This is a genomic window from Anoxybacillus andreesenii (assembly GCF_030813005.1).
GTDB lineage: Bacteria > Bacillota > Bacilli > Bacillales > Cytobacillaceae > Robertmurraya > Robertmurraya andreesenii.
On record NZ_JAUSTU010000001.1, the window covers coordinates 276,724 to 292,949 of the forward strand.

17 protein-coding genes and 1 pseudogene are annotated in these 16,226 nt (G+C 38.5%); 12 read left to right on the forward strand and 6 right to left on the reverse strand.

Annotated elements, in window-relative coordinates; genetic code table 11:
• Positions 1 to 127 precede the first annotated feature (127 nt).
• Together J2S07_RS01405 and J2S07_RS01410 are read left to right on the forward strand one after the other, a co-directional pair.
• Positions 128 to 826 (forward strand): TetR/AcrR family transcriptional regulator, encoded by a 699-nt coding sequence (locus J2S07_RS01405; protein ID WP_307148604.1) that lies wholly within the window; start codon positions 128 to 130, stop codon positions 824 to 826.
• A gap of 15 nt (positions 827 to 841) precedes the next feature.
• Positions 842 to 1,252, forward strand: coding sequence for a Spx/MgsR family RNA polymerase-binding regulatory protein (locus tag J2S07_RS01410; RefSeq protein WP_307148605.1), 411 nt, complete (start codon positions 842 to 844; stop codon positions 1,250 to 1,252).
• A gap of 208 nt (positions 1,253 to 1,460) precedes the next feature.
• Here the strand turns inward: J2S07_RS01410 and J2S07_RS01415 are convergent, their stop codons facing one another.
• Positions 1,461 to 2,138: a helix-turn-helix transcriptional regulator gene (locus J2S07_RS01415; RefSeq protein WP_307148606.1), complete on the reverse strand. Its 678-nt coding sequence runs from the start codon at positions 2,136 to 2,138 to the stop codon at positions 1,461 to 1,463.
• A gap of 542 nt (positions 2,139 to 2,680) precedes the next feature.
• On the opposite strand from J2S07_RS01415, the gene sdaAB reads away from it, so the two are divergent.
• From sdaAB to J2S07_RS01430, 3 genes are read left to right on the forward strand one after another with little or no spacing between them, the layout of a single operon-like run.
• Positions 2,681 to 3,379 (forward strand): L-serine ammonia-lyase, iron-sulfur-dependent subunit beta, encoded by a 699-nt coding sequence (gene sdaAB / locus J2S07_RS01420; protein ID WP_307148607.1) that lies wholly within the window; start codon positions 2,681 to 2,683, stop codon positions 3,377 to 3,379.
• A gap of 21 nt (positions 3,380 to 3,400) precedes the next feature.
• Positions 3,401 to 4,291: an L-serine ammonia-lyase, iron-sulfur-dependent, subunit alpha gene (gene sdaAA / locus J2S07_RS01425; RefSeq protein ID WP_307148608.1), complete on the forward strand. Its 891-nt coding sequence runs from the start codon at positions 3,401 to 3,403 to the stop codon at positions 4,289 to 4,291.
• A gap of 21 nt (positions 4,292 to 4,312) precedes the next feature.
• A complete protein-coding gene (locus J2S07_RS01430; RefSeq protein WP_307148609.1) occupies positions 4,313 to 5,632 on the forward strand; it encodes an aromatic amino acid transport family protein in 1,320 nt (439 codons plus the stop codon).
• An 81-nt stretch (positions 5,633 to 5,713) separates the two neighbouring features.
• Here the strand turns inward: J2S07_RS01430 and J2S07_RS01435 are convergent, their stop codons facing one another.
• The 4 genes from J2S07_RS01435 to J2S07_RS01450 all read right to left on the reverse strand — a co-directional run bounded on the left by J2S07_RS01435 (position 5,714) and on the right by J2S07_RS01450 (position 8,123).
• Positions 5,714 to 6,949, reverse strand: a complete 1,236-nt coding sequence (locus J2S07_RS01435; protein ID WP_307148610.1) for a PucR family transcriptional regulator — start codon at positions 6,947 to 6,949, stop codon at positions 5,714 to 5,716.
• A gap of 139 nt (positions 6,950 to 7,088) precedes the next feature.
• Positions 7,089 to 7,601, reverse strand: a complete 513-nt coding sequence (locus J2S07_RS01440; RefSeq protein ID WP_307148611.1) for an MOSC domain-containing protein — start codon at positions 7,599 to 7,601, stop codon at positions 7,089 to 7,091.
• Between the two features lie 30 nt (positions 7,602 to 7,631).
• On the reverse strand, positions 7,632 to 7,928 hold the full coding sequence (locus tag J2S07_RS01445; RefSeq protein WP_307148612.1) for a 4a-hydroxytetrahydrobiopterin dehydratase: 297 nt from the start codon (positions 7,926 to 7,928) through the stop codon (positions 7,632 to 7,634).
• 18 nt (positions 7,929 to 7,946) lie between these two features.
• Positions 7,947 to 8,123 carry a hypothetical protein gene (locus J2S07_RS01450; protein ID WP_307148613.1) on the reverse strand — a complete coding sequence of 59 codons (177 nt, stop codon included), beginning with the start codon at positions 8,121 to 8,123 and terminating at the stop codon, positions 7,947 to 7,949.
• A 159-nt stretch (positions 8,124 to 8,282) separates the two neighbouring features.
• Here J2S07_RS01450 and J2S07_RS01455 point away from each other — a divergent pair, with 159 nt between their 5' ends.
• The 4 genes and pseudogenes from J2S07_RS01455 (at position 8,283) to J2S07_RS01470 (ending at position 11,349) form a co-directional block, all read left to right on the forward strand.
• Positions 8,283 to 8,552 carry a (2Fe-2S)-binding protein gene (locus tag J2S07_RS01455; protein WP_307148614.1) on the forward strand — a complete coding sequence of 90 codons (270 nt, stop codon included), beginning with the start codon at positions 8,283 to 8,285 and terminating at the stop codon, positions 8,550 to 8,552.
• Positions 8,545 to 8,844 (forward strand): annotated as a pseudogene (locus J2S07_RS01460) ((2Fe-2S)-binding protein); the annotation flags it as partial. The gene J2S07_RS01455 and the pseudogene J2S07_RS01460, both read left to right, overlap by 8 nt.
• Before the next feature lie 100 nt (positions 8,845 to 8,944).
• The gene (locus J2S07_RS01465) at positions 8,945 to 10,156 is read left to right on the forward strand and encodes an NAD(P)/FAD-dependent oxidoreductase (protein WP_307148741.1); all 1,212 of its coding nucleotides are present in this window, start codon (positions 8,945 to 8,947) and stop codon (positions 10,154 to 10,156) included.
• Between the two features lie 14 nt (positions 10,157 to 10,170).
• Positions 10,171 to 11,349, forward strand: a complete 1,179-nt coding sequence (locus tag J2S07_RS01470) for an NAD(P)/FAD-dependent oxidoreductase (RefSeq protein ID WP_307148615.1) — start codon at positions 10,171 to 10,173, stop codon at positions 11,347 to 11,349.
• A gap of 84 nt (positions 11,350 to 11,433) precedes the next feature.
• Here J2S07_RS01470 and J2S07_RS01475 read toward each other — a convergent pair whose 3' ends face one another.
• A complete protein-coding gene (locus J2S07_RS01475) occupies positions 11,434 to 11,913 on the reverse strand; it encodes a GNAT family N-acetyltransferase (protein ID WP_307148616.1) in 480 nt (159 codons plus the stop codon).
• A gap of 462 nt (positions 11,914 to 12,375) precedes the next feature.
• Between J2S07_RS01475 and J2S07_RS01480 the strand changes: the two genes are divergently transcribed.
• The 3 genes from J2S07_RS01480 to J2S07_RS01490 all read left to right on the forward strand — a co-directional run bounded on the left by J2S07_RS01480 (position 12,376) and on the right by J2S07_RS01490 (position 16,164).
• Positions 12,376 to 13,449, forward strand: a complete 1,074-nt coding sequence (locus J2S07_RS01480; RefSeq protein ID WP_307148617.1) for an AAA family ATPase — start codon at positions 12,376 to 12,378, stop codon at positions 13,447 to 13,449.
• Entirely contained in the window at positions 13,442 to 15,238 is a 1,797-nt protein-coding gene (locus J2S07_RS01485; RefSeq protein WP_307148618.1) for a vWA domain-containing protein, read from the forward strand. The genes J2S07_RS01480 and J2S07_RS01485 overlap by 8 nt, the downstream gene beginning before the upstream one ends.
• A 662-nt stretch (positions 15,239 to 15,900) precedes the next feature.
• On the forward strand, positions 15,901 to 16,164 hold the full coding sequence (locus tag J2S07_RS01490) for a phospholipase (RefSeq protein ID WP_307148619.1): 264 nt from the start codon (positions 15,901 to 15,903) through the stop codon (positions 16,162 to 16,164).
• Positions 16,165 to 16,226 lie beyond the last annotated feature (62 nt).

A 16,226-nucleotide genomic window follows, 5' to 3' on the forward strand; every position in this document is an offset into this window, starting at 1 on the left:
TATCTTAAAGAACCTCTTTGTAGGAAAATTAAGAGCAGCTAGTTTTTTCAGTCATTAAAAGAATGGATCGAATGTTATCTTAACAGAATATAGAATTAGTATAAAGTGACAATGCGTCATAAAATAATTGACAAATGACAATGTGTCATTTATGATAGAAACATCATTATATGACATTGTGTCATGTGTGAGAACTGGAGGTTATGCAGTGCCAAAGCAAACATTCTTTAATTTGCCAGAGGATAAAAAGAATAAATTGATCGAATCAGCTGAACTAGAATTTACGCGAGTCCCTTTATTTGAAGCTTCAATAGCAAATATTATTAAAACGGCGGGTATTCCTAGAGGAAGTTTTTATCAATATTTCGAGGACAAAGAGGATTTATACTTTTATATACTGGACGGGAAACTCAAAAAGGCAAAAGTGGGCTTCATAAATTTATTGAAAAAACATAACGGTGATTTGATAAAAGCTTTTATGGAAATGTACTACCGCATTCTTGTTGCTATCCCCGATGAGGAAGAAAAGAACTTTTTGAAAAATGCCATACTACATACAAGTCACAGGGTTGAAAGTTCTTTCGCAAGTATGATTGATGCTAATATTGATAATCAAGAGTTCAAAGAAATCATCGGATTAATCAATAAAGATAGTCTAAATATGAATGAAGATAAGGAATTACTCCAAATCTTCAAAATCATTTCAGCCCTTGCCTTTCACAACTTCATTGAAAAAATACTAAAGGGATTGTCTGATGATGAAGCGATGGAAACCTTCACACTGAGGATGGATTTAATAAAGCAAGGAATATCTAAGAAAAAATAATGAGGAGTATGGAAAATGACAGTGAATATTTATGGACAGGGATGTTCTTCAACAAGGAAAGCTAGAAAATGGATGATAGAAAATAAAGTTTCATTTGTGGAGCGCAATATTAGGGATGAGCCCTTAACAGTAGGGGAGCTTCAAGAGATTTTACGCTTGACAATAAATGGTACGGATGACATTATCTCTAAAAGATCTGCTCCTTATAAAGCGATGAAATTAGATTTTGATGAACTTTCATTACTTGAATTACTAGAAATTATTCATGAACAGCCTAGGTTACTCAAAAGCCCTATTATTGTATCCGAGAAGAAACTTCAAGTTGGTTATCATGAGGAGGAAATCCGTCAGTTTCTTCCAAGGAAAACTCGAAAATTTCAATGGCTACAATGGAGAATGGACCACTTTAATCCTGTTGAAGGTTAGCAGATTGTATCTTAATGGTCGGTGGGGAAATTATGATTGCCATGAACACCCTATTTTACAACGTTCGGCAACCCTCCATCTTTAATATTTGTGAGGTGGGCAAGTCGCAGGTTTGTGAGTTTTTGTCCCAGCTAGAGCGCTAGTCCAAGAAGGATTAACGCTCTTTTTTATTGATTTTATTAAACTAAGACTTTTTAAATTTTCTTATTCATCTACTTTTCGTCGCATGATCTCGTGATATTAATTGAAGATAACGATACACACTTGATTCCGACATTCCCATAATATCAGCAACTTCATTTATTGTCCCTTTAATATCAAACACCCCATATTCCTTAAATTTGGAAATAGCCAGTTTCTTTTGTTCAGGTGATAATTGCGCACCAGAATCTAGTATATCTTTATCTATTACCGTATAAATGATATTACGAACATTATCGTGAAGTTTTTCAACAGGTTGCTCCTGTTCGGTTTTCATTTCGAACTGTTCTATATCTATGCTTAGATTGGCTAACTTTAATACATCTTTGGCAACTTTCCGATAGACATCTACATCAATATTTATACATAAAAGACCTTGTAACTGACCTTCACTGTCCTTAATAAATAGAGTTGATGAACGAAATTTCTTACCTCGTGGTCCTTCCCCGACATAATCCACAATATGATCCTTTTCTAGATAGACTTTCTCGCTGATTAACTTCTTTGCATAATTCGTAAGTGGCCCGTTTAAAGTTCTACCACTTAATTCTCCATTGACGATGTGCCCGATATGAGAACCTCCATCAGGATCTAAAACATGTAATACAAATTCATAATTAGGTCCCAAAATTGCCCCAAAATAATTCATAATATTCCGATAGTGGCGAAATAGTTCTTTGTCCAATTTAGAATTCCTCCTTCTATGAAACCCTTAATTTCAAAGGTTTATTGTCGGGTCTTTTAGTTTTCGACAATTAAACGAATAAGGGGATATGTAATCTCTCTAGATCTAAATTCATGGTTTACTAGCTTGTTAAGGCCATGGTAGATTCTAATCGCTTTTTTAAGATAATTGGTAAGAGGATTAAATCGCTTTCAAATAAATGAAAAACTGCTCATCCCTCCTTTGATCTATTATAGTTATCTCTTAAATTATAACAAACTTTTAGAACATTCCAAGTAAAAAATAATAATTTTTTCTTATAAAAATAGTTTATTATTATTATATTGACATAGCATTATCTAGCGTGATATATTTTGCGTGTAATAAAAAATAATAACTGTTGTAATAAATTATTAGAAAAATCTAATGGAGGTAATACGAAATTATTGTTCTCTAATCATTTCAAAAGTGTGCAATCAATCAATTCACTGGTAAAAAATTTTTTGCTAGATTTGGAAACGTTTTCGTAACGGCTTTCATAATTAAATTACGGGGGTGCTTATATGAACTCGAATGTAGTGCCTATTAAAGAAAAAAAGGTTGTTAAATACAAGAGTTGTTTTGATGTGATTGGGCCGGTAATGATAGGTCCTTCAAGCTCACATACTGCAGGTGCTTTAGCTATTGGAATGGTTGCCAATAAATTATTTCAAGGTCTTCCAAAAAAAGTTGTAGTAGAGTATTATGAATCATTTGCTGAAACCCATAAGGGACACGGTACTGATTTTGCTATTATTGCTGGGGTATTAGGGTTTGCTGCTGATGACAGCAAAGTGCCAGATGCGATTAAAATAGCAAAATCTAAAGGAATGAATATTACTTTCATTGAAAAAGCAGGTGATAGTCCTGCTGGTCATCCAAATACGGCAGATATTTATTTGGAGGATGAAAGTCGAAGTATCCGAACGATGGGTATTTCGGTCGGCGGCGGACTAATCGAAGTCAAATATATTGAAATTGACGGATTTAGTTTGAATCTGCAGGGGCCATTGCCTGTGATTATCGCAATTTCCGAAAAAACTGACCTTGAATTTGTCTTACGCAGGATTTTTCAAAAACATGATGTGGAAGTTAACAATTTTAATAGATTAGAACAAAATGGCAAATATTTATATGCATTTTCGTTGGACTCGCTTTTGCCTAGTGATGTTCAGAAAGAATTGGGAAGTTTAAGCAGCATCGCTAATCTCATCATTCTTTAGTTTCATTAGGAGGGAAAAAACATGTATATGTCCATAAAAGAAATTGTCGATGCAGCTAATGAAAAACAAAAGCCTATTTATGAATTAGCCATCGAACAGGAAATGGAGCAAACGAAAGCTTCTTATGAAGAAGTTTGGCGTAAAATGGAAAAAAATTTACAGACGATGGAAAACTCCGTCAATAAAAGTATAGAAGGTGACGGTGTATTTTCTCCAACTGGGTTAACGGGTGGTGACGCTGTCAAAATAAAAAAATATCGAGAAAGTGGGAAAACCCTTTCTGGAGATTTGATGGTATACGGGGTCCAAAGTGCTATCGGTGTGAATGAAGTAAATGCTTCGTTAGGAGCTATTTGTGCAACTCCAACAGCAGGGGCGAGTGGGACCATCCCTGGAGTGCTATTTGCTATTAAAGATACGCTGCAGCTAAATCATGAGGACATGGTTCATTTTCTCTTCACTTCAGCATTATTTGGAATGGTAGTTGCAAATAATGCTTGTATTGCCGGAGCGTTCGGTGGATGTCAAGCCGAAGTAGGCAGTGCCTCAGCAATGGCGGCTGCAGCAGCGGTAGAAGCTGCAGGAGGAACACCACAGCAATCGTCTGAAGCGTTCTCAACAGCATTACAAAATTTGCTTGGTCTAGTTTGTGACCCAGTCGCTGGTTTGGTAGAAATCCCTTGTGTAAAGAGAAACGCAATTGGTACTGCCAATGCTTTAGTAGCAGCTGACATCGCATTAGCAGGAGTAACCAACGTCATCAATGCTGACGAAGTGGTTGAAGCGATGTATCGAGTTGGAAGGCAGATGCCACGCGAATTAAGAGAGACAGGTTTGGGCGGAATTGCGGCCACACCTACAGGAATTGCGATTAAAAGTAAAATTTTTGGAGAGAAACATATTAAACTATAAACGGTAGGAGGAATCATTATTATGCATGGGAATACTGCTAAGAAATTAGACTATCAAACTGAAAATCCTGCGGTAAAAAATGAAAATTATCCAGATCCAAAAAAGTGGCATAAACAAGATACCACCTGGGCATTGAGTCTATTTGGAACAGCCATTGGAGCAGGAGTACTGTTTTTACCTATTAATGCAGGTGCAGGCGGTTTATTATCATTATTGTTAATTACCATCCTTGCATTTCCTGTCATGTATTACTCGCATAGAGCGCTTGCAAAAATGATATACGCATCCAATTCTGCTGAAGAAGGGATTACGGGTACGATTAGAGAGTATTTCGGAAACAAGGCAAGTATCATTTTCAATATCGTATTTTTCATCTCCATCTATACGATCGTACTCATGTATTCAGTTGCACTTACAAATACGGCCAGTAGCTTCATGGTGAATCAATTGCATATGCAAGAGCCTCCAAGGGCTATTTTATCGCTTGTGTTAGTACTCGGTCTTATCACTATCCTAAATTTTGGACAAGATATCACTGTAAAAGTAATGAGCATGCTCGTATATCCTTTCATAGCTTCACTACTGTTTATCGCAGTATCTTTGATTCCTCAGTGGAATACGTCTATGCTTAGTTTTTCAAGTGTTACTACTGCTTCATCAGGAACAGGAATTTTTGGAATGATATTGATGGTACTGCCAATCATCGTATTCTCGTTTAACCATTCACCAATTATTTCGTCATTTGTTATGAAGCAAAGAGCAACCTATGGAATAGAAGCTGTTGACGCCAAGAGTGCTCAAATCCAAAAAGTTACTTATATCCTAACATTCAGTGTTGTTATGTTCTTTGTTTGGAGCAGTGTCTTAAGCTTGAATCCAAGTGACCTTGCCATGGTAAAAGAACAGAACTTGTCTATCCTATCCTATCTGGCTAATGAGTTAGGTTCACCAATCATTACGATTGCAGCACCAATCATTGCTTTTGTGGCTATCACAAAGTCCTTCCTTGGCCACTATATTGGAGCCTATGAGGTAATGCGTGACATGATTATCGAAGGCGGTAGAAAGCGCGGAAAAGACATCAAAGAAAAAACGGTTAAGTCAGCCATTCTTGTATTTGTTGTATTAACATGCTGGTATGCTGCTTATGCAAATCCAAGTATTCTTGGACTCATTGATTCTCTCAGCGGTCCGCTAGTTGCTGCCATTCTTTGTATATTACCAATGTATGCAATTCGAAAAGTACCTGTTCTTGCTAAATACAGAGGCAAATGGAGCAACGTGTTCGTCATTGTTATCGGTATTCTTACAATCCTAGCAAGCATTAAATCATTCTTATAATTAGGGTGAACGTCCCGCTGGTTATCAAAAAAATAGGCCTTAATCCTTGTTCTGCAAGGGTTTGGGCCTGTTTTTATACGACTAGCTGATAGGTTGAGTATTTTTAAGATACTTATACAGTTTAAGGCTCAAGTATAATTCAGCTTTTTCATTAAAGTCTTTGAAGTTAATTTGTGCTATTTCAGCCATTCTCTTTAATCGATAATTAAGTGTGTTGATGTGAATATGTAAATGCTTGGCGGTTTCACTTATATTCAAGTCATGATCCAAATAAGATTCGAGGGTGACTAAAAGTTCACTGTTATTCTTTCTATCATAGTCTTCTATAATAATTATGGGCTCGGGCTTTTGATAGGAAGGGGCAATGGATTTTATATGCCTAAATAACCCAAGTTGATGATATCCATAGACGTTTAAAAGTTCATTTGGAAAAATCCCCTTAAGTTCAAGAACCGCTTCCGCCTCACTAAAACAAGCGTGTATGAACTGAAGATTATGATAGATACCTCCAAAACCACATTGCAAGCCATCAATTTGGAACCTCTCCTTCATTTTATAAACAAAGGTTTCTATATAGTCTTGCAGCTCGATGGTTGGTTGCTTTGTCTTGGAGGCAACGAGAATAATAAAATCATGATCTTCTATTTGATAAAAAATAATATTTAGCTTCTGTATGGTTTCCATCACATAAATTAGTTGCTTATGAAAAGAGTCAGATATAAAGTCTTGAAATCTAAAAATGATAATAGAATATGTGGAAGGGGGCCTGATCCCTAGTTGTTCAAATTGCATGATTGCTTTCTTTTCATCCATAAAATGCCCTTTCAGCAGCATTCGGAAAATCTCTTGTTGGTCCTTTTGCTTTTTATTGATCTTTGTTTGGATTTTTAACAACAAATTCTTTGCTACTTTACTTGCTTCAACTAAATAATCAAGGTCTTGATCATCGATATTTTGCTTTTGATCGAGGACCCATATGAACCCTAGGATTTCTTCATTTTTACGGATAGAAATGGCAATTCGGTTTCCTAGTCCGACTTCTGAAATTTCCTTAATTCTTAATGGCTGTTTACTGGATAAGAGTGTAGGGATGATATTATTCTTCCAAAGCATATTTATTACATTCTCAGGAACTTTTCTTCTTATTATCGTTGATATTCTGGCAGGATCCGTTTTCTCATCATGCTTGCTATAGGCAAGTAGATGATGATTGGCATCCTCGACAGTTATTGGGCAATTTAAAACTTCACTGACTACGTCGACAAAATCTTCGAGGCTATCAAAATTTCTCATGAAAGGTTTTGAAGCATTACCCATAAAAGTCCTCCTAATATTTCTAATTCGTTTGTCTAAGAATTCCTTCGACAAATCCGATGAAATACCCTTTATTTTTGGTAAAGTTAAAATAAAGAGGATTGGTTCCATTCTTCGAAAACCAACCCTCTTTAAAGCAAAATTAGTAAACTTCAACTCTGTCTTCGATACGTATCCGCCCAGTTCTAGCAACCGTAGCATAAACTCCAAAGCTTCCGGCATTATTTCTGACAATAGATCTTAACACATTTAGATCTTTCGGAAGGTCACCCTGAGCCAGTGTTGTCATCACACATCTCTTTGTCTCCTGAGAAACTTTTAGCTGCACATCGCCGATTGTTAAGGTTTTGCCCACCCACTCATTTTCGATGAAGTCGTCTGTGCTAACGAAAGAATCCCCACTTGGCAAAGTTATTCTAACTGGAGGAATTGAAGTGTGCTCCTGCGGTGGTTCAATAAATGTAGCTCGATGCTGAAATATATTGGGCCATTTGTGTGGATTTTTAGCATTTGCAAGTTTTCCAGTTCCATTATCGATGACACCATATGCTCTGTCTCCGAGTAACCCTTTTTCGGTAATGCAAGCGTTTAATTCCTCTCCGATCATTGACTTGACTGGGTACCTCCAAATGGAAGCAACTTTTGCGGAAAGCATATTCACATTCTCCCTTTCGCTATTATTCCTCTACCTTTTCATTTGTAAATACAATTCATCATATTTTTGTGCTAAGGTGAAATCTAAATCAGTTAATCCCTTTGCCCGCCAGGAAGTAATTTTTATCGATATGAGCTTATAATCAATGGAGATAAAAGGATGATGATTCATGCTTTCTGACAACCGGGCAACACGCTGTACAAATTCTATGCCGTTTAGATATTCCTGAAACCGGTACTTCCGCTCAATCCACTTTTTATCGGTCAGCTTCCAGTTTGGATTGTCTGTTAACTTTCTTTGGATGTCCTCCTCATTAAGCCTTTCCATGGTTTCCCTCCCTCTATTCTAATCGTATTGTCTGATAAATCCCTTCGACAAACTCGATAAAATTCCCTTTATTTTTGGCAAAGTTATGGCGCGGATAGAATTGCTGTTATCGATTATTTCAGACATAACATTTTTCAGCAAATACAAATCATGAGCAAAAAAAGAAATGGGAGCATTGCCTTTGTGATTTTTCACAAATTATGCTCCTTTTGTTTGATGTTTTCCACAAATACAATCGAGAATATTCAGTCTATAATTTTCTTAAACAATATTATACTCATAAATATCAGGCTTTACTTTATTTCTATTTTTTCAAGCAGAAAAAATTACCAAGTTTTGATGGGGGATGGAGAGATGGATAGGATCGTCATTTGTAGATGTGAAGAAGTTGATTTAGAAGAAATAGAGCAAACCCTTATTAACTATCAATGTTCAATGCGGGAAATAAAATTACGCACGAGAGCGGGAATGGGCTATTGTGGTGGAAGGACTTGTCGTCCGGCATTGAATGCCATTTTGGAAAAAGTATCGGGAGAGAAGCAACCGCACCAAATTCCATTGAAAGTCCAGCCACCGGTAAGGCCAGTATCTCTGGGAAGAATAGGAGAGACGAATTATGAATAGTCATCGAATTTTGGATCATCCTGTCCTTGGCAAATTAACGATTGAGAAAGAAATCCCTTTTACATTTGATGGGAAAAAATATACTGGGTATGAAGGAGACACAATTGCCTCCGCACTTTTGGCACAGGGAATACGGACGCTTCGTGTTCATGAAGAAAGTGGTTCACCACGAGGGATTTATTGTAATATTGGTCATTGCTTTGAATGTCGGGTGACTGTCGACGGAACACCTGGTATTCGGGCGTGTTTGACAGAGCTAAATCCAGACATGATTATTGAAAGTGGAAAACAACAGTTCTCCCCCTTTAAATCAACGGAAAATCAAGATGATTTGCCTCGGACATATGCGGAATTTGAAAAACAACTTAAAGGGGAAAAGGAGGATGAGCCAGATGTATGATGTGCTGATTATAGGTGCTGGTCCTGCGGGCTTATCCGCAGCTATTGCTGCCCGAGAATGGAATTTGAATGTTCTTGTCATTGATGAATTTCTGAAGCCAGGTGGGAGATTGCTTGGTCAACTCCATCAGGAACCAGATGGGAAATGGTGGAATGGAATAGAAGAAAGTAAGATTCTTTTAGAAAAAGCAAAAGAATTGAATACAGATATTAGATGTGGCATTTCTGCACACACCATAGAAAAAACTGATCATGGTTTCAGCGTCTACACAAATGAAGGGATTTTGGAAGCTGAAAACCTCCTGATTGCAACCGGAGCGGCAGAAAGCCCAGCGCCCATACCAGGATGGACACTTCCAGGGGTCATGTCGATTGGTGCTGCTCAAGTGATGACAAACGTGCACCGCGTTCGTGTAGGAAAGAAAGGGATCGTTGTCGGTGTCAATGTATTATCTGTCGCAATTGCACGGGAAATGCAACTAGCGGGAATTGACTTGGAATGCATGGCACTTCCAGCCATTAATTCAGCTACCGAAAGTCATGGAAGCCCTAAGAAAGTTATGAAAGCGCTATTACGAATTGCTCATTTAGCTCCATCCGCAGCCATCCGTTTTGGCAGTAGATTCATGAAAGGGGATGGGACGAAAGATTTGGCTGTAAAGTTTTTTCCTAAAAGCGGTGTGAAAATGTGGGGTATGCCTATTCATCTCCGTAAGGCCGTGACCCGAATAAATGGAACGAATCAAGTAGAGTCTGTGACGATATGCGATATTACGGCGGATGGAGAAATCATTCCCGGAAGTGAAAGAAACATTGAAGTTGATTTTGTCTGTATTGCTGGCGGGCTTTACCCATTAGCTGAGCTTGCGGCTGTCATTGGTTGTCCCTTTCAATATATTGAAGAACTTGGCGGTCATGTCCCAGTCCATAATGAACAGATGGAGACACCACTGGAGGGGCTTTTTGTCGCAGGAAATATTACCGGAATTGAAAGCGCAAAGGTTGCTCGGGCTCAAGGTACATTAGCTGGCTTATCGATTGCAAAAAGAAAAGGACAGAACCTAGCAAAACTAGAAAATCAAATTCAGCAAGCAAAGATAAATGTTAGAACGATTCGTGAAAATGCAACCATACAATTCCATCCGGGCATTGAAAAAGGCCGTTCCCGAATGGAAGAGGCTTATTATGATATAGTGCACGGATAAAGGAGGGATTGGAAATGACCAACAAAAATTATGCAGAAGTTGCCATTATCGGTGGCGGGATCGTGGGCTGTGCGATTGCCTATTATGTTGCAAAAGCCGGGATTGATTGCATGTTAATAGAAAAAGGGGATTTAGCAAGTGGAACCTCTTCACGATGTGATGGAAATATTACCATCGTCGATAAGGATCCTGGTTTCGATAGTCTGATGTCTTTGGCTAGCCAAGAATTAACGGCTGAATTGGAGAAGGATCTCTATTTGCCGTTTGAGTACCGTACTCAAGGAAGTATATTGGTATGCGATAATGACGCCGAAATGGAAGTAGCTAATGAATGGGTGAACATCCAGAATCAAGCGGGATTGAAATTCAAGCTCTTAGACCATTCAGACATTCGTCAGGAATCGCCCTATTTTGCCGATGACATCCCTGGTGGCTTAGAATGTGAAACGGATTCACTTATTAATCCTTATTTATTTTGCTACTCGTTGATCGATAGAGCGAAGGAATATGGGTTAAAATTACACACCCGTGCAGAGGTAAAGCATGTTTCAAAAAAGGAAGAATTTTTGATTGAAACTACCAATGGCAGCTTTACGGCACAGAAGGTAGTGAATGCAGCAGGAGTGTGGGCTCCTTTTATCGGGAAAATGCTAGATATCGAGATTCCTATTAAGCCAAGAAAAGGACATATTATGGTCGGGGGAAGACAAAGGCCGATTATCATGAGAAATGTAATGGAATTCGGATATTTAATGAATAAATTTCAACGAGAACGCATTGCGGATCCCGAAACTCTAAAACATGGTGTGGCCTTGGTGCTTGAGCCTACTGAAAGTCAAAATTTCTTGATTGGCAGTAGTCGTCAATTTGTTGGCTTTGATGCAAGGGTCGATTTTAATGTTGTACAAACCATGGCTAAAAGAGCTTTGCGGTTCTTTCCAAAACTGGATGATTTCAATATCATTCGCACTTATACTGGTTTTAGACCTTGGACAGAAGACCATTTACCAATCATTTCAGCTGTCGAGGAAGTGCCAGGATTTTATATTGCTGCTGGCCATGAAGGGGACGGAATCAGCTTAGCAACCATTACAGGTAAGTTAATCGAGGAAATGATTAGCGGAAAAGAGACAACGATTTCGATTGAGCCATTACGGTATGACCGTTTTAAGCGAAAAGTTGTTCATATGTAAGAGTTCATCATTTGAATCTATTTATATAAAAATCTAAGGTTTAATTGAAAAGGACCACTTCCTCGGGAGTGGTCCTTTTCTCCTTTACGATAATTTTTTTATGTACCAAGCATCCATAGTACTATGCTCAGAACCATCTAGTGGTCTTTCGAGTTGCTGGAAACCTAATTTGATATATAGGAGATTAGCAACCTCAAGTTTCTCCATTGTTTCTAAGTAACAGTATGTATAGTGTTCCTTTGCGAAATCGAGTGCAACTTTCATCAGCTTCCTCGACAACCCCATACCTTGAACTTCTGGGGTAATGTATAGCTTCTGCAGCTCGCAAATCCCAGGCTTCTGTCCAAATGGTGCAATCCCCACACCGCCAACCACTTGATCTTGCTCATCCACGACAACCCAATACTTTGCATTTGGCTGTTGCTTGTAAAATTGTGCTAGACTGCTCAGTTGGGGATCAAAATAGGCTGTTCCAGGAATGTTTAAGCCAAATGATTCCAGTGAGCGTTTTATAATTTGCTCCATTGCTTGATTGTCTTTTTCATCAATTTCACGAATATTCATGATTCATCCTCCAATATTATTTTTCTACTGTCTACTTGACAGGAGGCGTGAAAGTGTGCCCTTCGCCTATTGTTGGAAGCCTCTCTCCTACCGATAATCGAAAATTGATTGTTCTTACACTCGATTTTCTTAGTCTCTAGGCCTGATTTTTCGCAAAATCTCTTAAAACATTGATTCCCCTTTTATAAGCTCCTTTTAACGAAAAAATCCTCTTCGTTATCATACTACAATATACTATAGAGACAATAGAGGAACGGGCTAAAAAAGCATTATTTCTAGTTGTTTCTATTCTTTTTCGGCTTCATAAGATTCCTATGTTTGTGATACTAGCAAAAATATTCCCTCCATTATTAATATTAATTAAGACATTATTGACTGTGTAAGTGAGCTTCAACTTAGCTTAAGATACAAGGGTAAATGTGCTAAAATTGATTCAAAGACACTTAATTTAAGGAGAAACGAATGAATTTAGGAGCAAAGGTTACACAAAAACAATTAATGGAGCTGCTATTAAATGTAGCTATCATCCGTCCTGTTTTTATCTGGGGAGCCCCTGGAATCGGAAAATCATCCCTTGTAGAAGAATTCGCATGTCAAGTCGGATTGCCGTGTGTTTCGCTGTTGGGAAGTCAACTTGCCCCCGAGGATATCATGGGTGTACCGCAAATTATTGAAGGAAAAACAAAATTCTGTCCCCCTAATTTAATTGCAAGAGACGAACCATACTGCTTATTTTTAGATGAATTAAACGCTTGTTCGCATGAGGTCCAAAAATCATTTTATAGCCTTATTCACGACAGAAGAGTTGGTGAATATATGCTACCAAAAGGATCGATTGTCATTGGAGCAGGTAACCGAGCACAAGATAGTGCCATTGTGAAAACAATGAGTTCAGCCCTTATTAATCGTATGTTTCATGCCCAGCTTCATGTTTCCTACAAAGATTGGATGGAATGGGCGATTGGATTTGGCATCCATCCATTTGTGATTGAATACTTGCAAATTCGTCCAGATCAATTGTGGACAGAACCGCCAAAGCATGAAGAACCCTTTTCAACACCACGAAGCTGGCATATGTTAAGTGATGTCCTTTATGAATTTGGAGAAGAGCATCTTACGAATGAAATGGTTGGAATATTAGCTGCTGGCTGTGTTTCACCCCAGCATGCTTCTCAATTCCAAACATTTCATAAACAAATTCATACAAAGTATCATTTAAATAAAATTCTCAATGGGGACATGAAGTTTCCACATGAACCTGAAAATCGCGATGTGTTATATTTTTTAACACAAAGTTTCCGTGCTCAAATTATTAAAGAGCTTCCAAGTGAAAAAGATGCCGTTCATCCCAGTCAGCGTCAGTTTGCTCATCAAGCAAAAGCTCTCATTAAAGATTTAGCTTCCATCAGTCATGAAATGGCACAATTAGTTGTCTCTAGTTCAGAAAAAGAAAAAGGATTGCCTGACTGGTTTATGACTGAGATCATTCGTGATCTACCAAGACTAGCCGAACGGAAGGACAAAAAGGATGCGTAAAAATAAGCAATCAATTGATATCGCAACGAAACTTTACCAAGAAGGATACAATTTGATTGCTAACCACCCTATGTTTTCGCCGCTCGTGACGCACGCTTACTTCAACCGCCAAGAAGGAAACCTATGTCCAGACGAAGGCTATGCAGTCGTGACAAAAGGAGGGATAATCCATGTACATCCGAAAAAAAGAGTCAAACCAGAGGAATGGCTGTATATTCTAGCTCATTGTCTCCTCCATTTGGGTTTTGAACATTTCAAGGATAAAGAGAACCCTGCTCTTTGGAACATTGCCTGCGATGCATTTGTCTCCAAGTTTCTATATGAAATGAAATTAGGAAAACCTCCTGGGGAATTCAGAGTACCAGTTGATTTTCATGCGCGTGATGAAGAGTCATTGTACAAGATGCTGCTCCAAAAAGGCATTGATCCAGTTTATACTGGATGGAGCGTAGGGGGTGCTAAGCAGTCGGATCTGATATTTGATGATGATCGGTATTATTGGGGAGGAGAAATCAAATGGGGTGATTTGCTTGGAAGAGGCATTGCACAAGCAGTATCTAGTGCCATCGATGTCGCAAGTGGCCATGCGAGTAGTTTAGGAGAAAAGAAGGATCAGCTAACGGAAGCGCAAAAAGCAAAAAATTGGTTTTTGGATTCCTACCCGCTTCTAGGGTCATTAGCCTCCAACTTCACCTTAATTGAGGATTCAATCCTTTGCAAACGGTTGGAAATATCTATCGCTGCGATCGATGTAATTCATAAAGAAATTTATATCAATCCTGCAGCCGGACTTTCGTTCGAAGAGTGTAAATTTGTTTTGGCCCATGAATATTTACATGCAGGTCTTTGCCATCATGAAAGAAGACAGGGAAGAAATCACTATTTTTGGAATGTTGCTTGTGATTATGTTATTAACGATTGGCTAATTGAAATGGGAATAGGAGAGTTTCCTAAAGTTGGCGGCCTATTGGATCAGGAATTGAAGGGGCTCAATGCAGAAAGCATCTATGACCGTATTATAACGGATATGAGAACCTACCGAAAATTGTATACATTCCGTGGACTTGGTGGGAGTGATATTATAGATGAAGGAAATAGTACTTATTGGGATCCAAGAAATGGCATTAGTTTGGAGGATTTTTACAAAAGTTGCTTGTCACAGGGCTTGAGCTTTCACCAAGAGCAAAAAAGGGGTTATTTGCCAGCAGGGCTAGTTGAAGAAATCAAAGCTCTTGCCATGCCACCGATTAAATGGGATGTGGAACTCGCAAAATGGTTTGATCATCATTTTCAGCCTGTCGAAAAGAGAAGAACATATACAAGGCTTTCCAGAAGGCAATCCAGCACCCCTGATATCCCACGCCCCGCTTATGTTGATGTAGGGGGTGATGAGCATGGAAGAACGTTCGGCGTGGTGCTTGATACTTCGGGATCTATGGATAAAAAACTTCTGGCCAAAGCACTTGGAACCATTGCAAGCTATAGCGTTGCCCGAGATGTTCCAGCAGTTCGTGTCGTCTTTTGCGATGCTACTGCCTACGATGCAGGATACATGACCCCAGAGGAAATAGCTGAAAGGGTTAAAGTGAAAGGACGGGGAGGAACAATTCTTCAGCCAGGAATTGATTTGCTCGAGAATGCAACGGATTTTCCCAAAAATGGTCCTATCTTAATCATTACGGATGGAGAATGTGACCGCTTGATGATTAAAAGAAAACATGCTTTTTTACTGCCAAAAGGGAAACATCTTCCTTTTATCCCTAAGGGAGATTTGTTTCGAATTGATTAAGCAACCCAAAGCCTTTCCGCACGAAGGTTATGGAACGGCGCCGCTATCACCACCCGAAATCACCAGGTAAAATAGTTGAAATTCCTCATATAATGTGTTTTTAAAACCTTGATAGGCCAAGTGCCTTTTAAGGTTTTTTTTGAGGGGTTACCTAGTGCCGAATGCACCACTATTTATTTTTAGTGATTAGAATAAACCTCTTCTTTATTCCAAGTCGAAAGATATCTGTTATTATCTCTGCATGAAATTTAGTCAATTTATAAAGTACGTACCAATAGCTATAAAACATATGCCCTTAGAAGATTATGGGTAAAATTGAGTTAAATAAAATAACCAGGAAGTTTTCAGAGTTAGAAAGTTTACCAGACCAAAATATTCCTACTAAGTTTTATTTTGATCGAGCTGCTCAAAGATTGGCAGTTTGCCTTGTAAGAGAAGGTGGCATATTTCCAGAAAAAACAGCTTTTGAATCATAGTAGCTATAAATAGAACCTTCATGGGTGGTAAAGGATTTGGGCTTTTTATTTGAGTTAGGACAACTAGTTTTACGTCAAAATCAAACTTGAATCGACATAATTTTAACCATAGATACATGGCTATACCATCCTTCTTTACAAACATATCTTGTTTATTAAGAGAGTAATGTAAGGAGGTGTGAGGGGATGCCAAGATTTTGTCTCTTTCCCGGCTATAATTGGTGTGGTCCAGGATGTAGTGGTCCCGGTGCTCCTGTTAATGCTGTAGATGCTGCTTGCCGAAGACATGATATGTGTTATCGATACACCGGAGACCGCTGTAGATGCGATCATGAATTTATTTATCGGTTGGAACGTTTACAAAATCCTTATTCCGTTGAAGGCCGTCATGCGAAAGTAATGCTAAACTATATGCGAATGGTGCGAGGGTTCAACTGTAGTTTTAAGTAGTGTAAAGTGGTACCTGATCTTTGATATGGAGATGGGTATTTTTTTATGAATGGAAGAAAAGA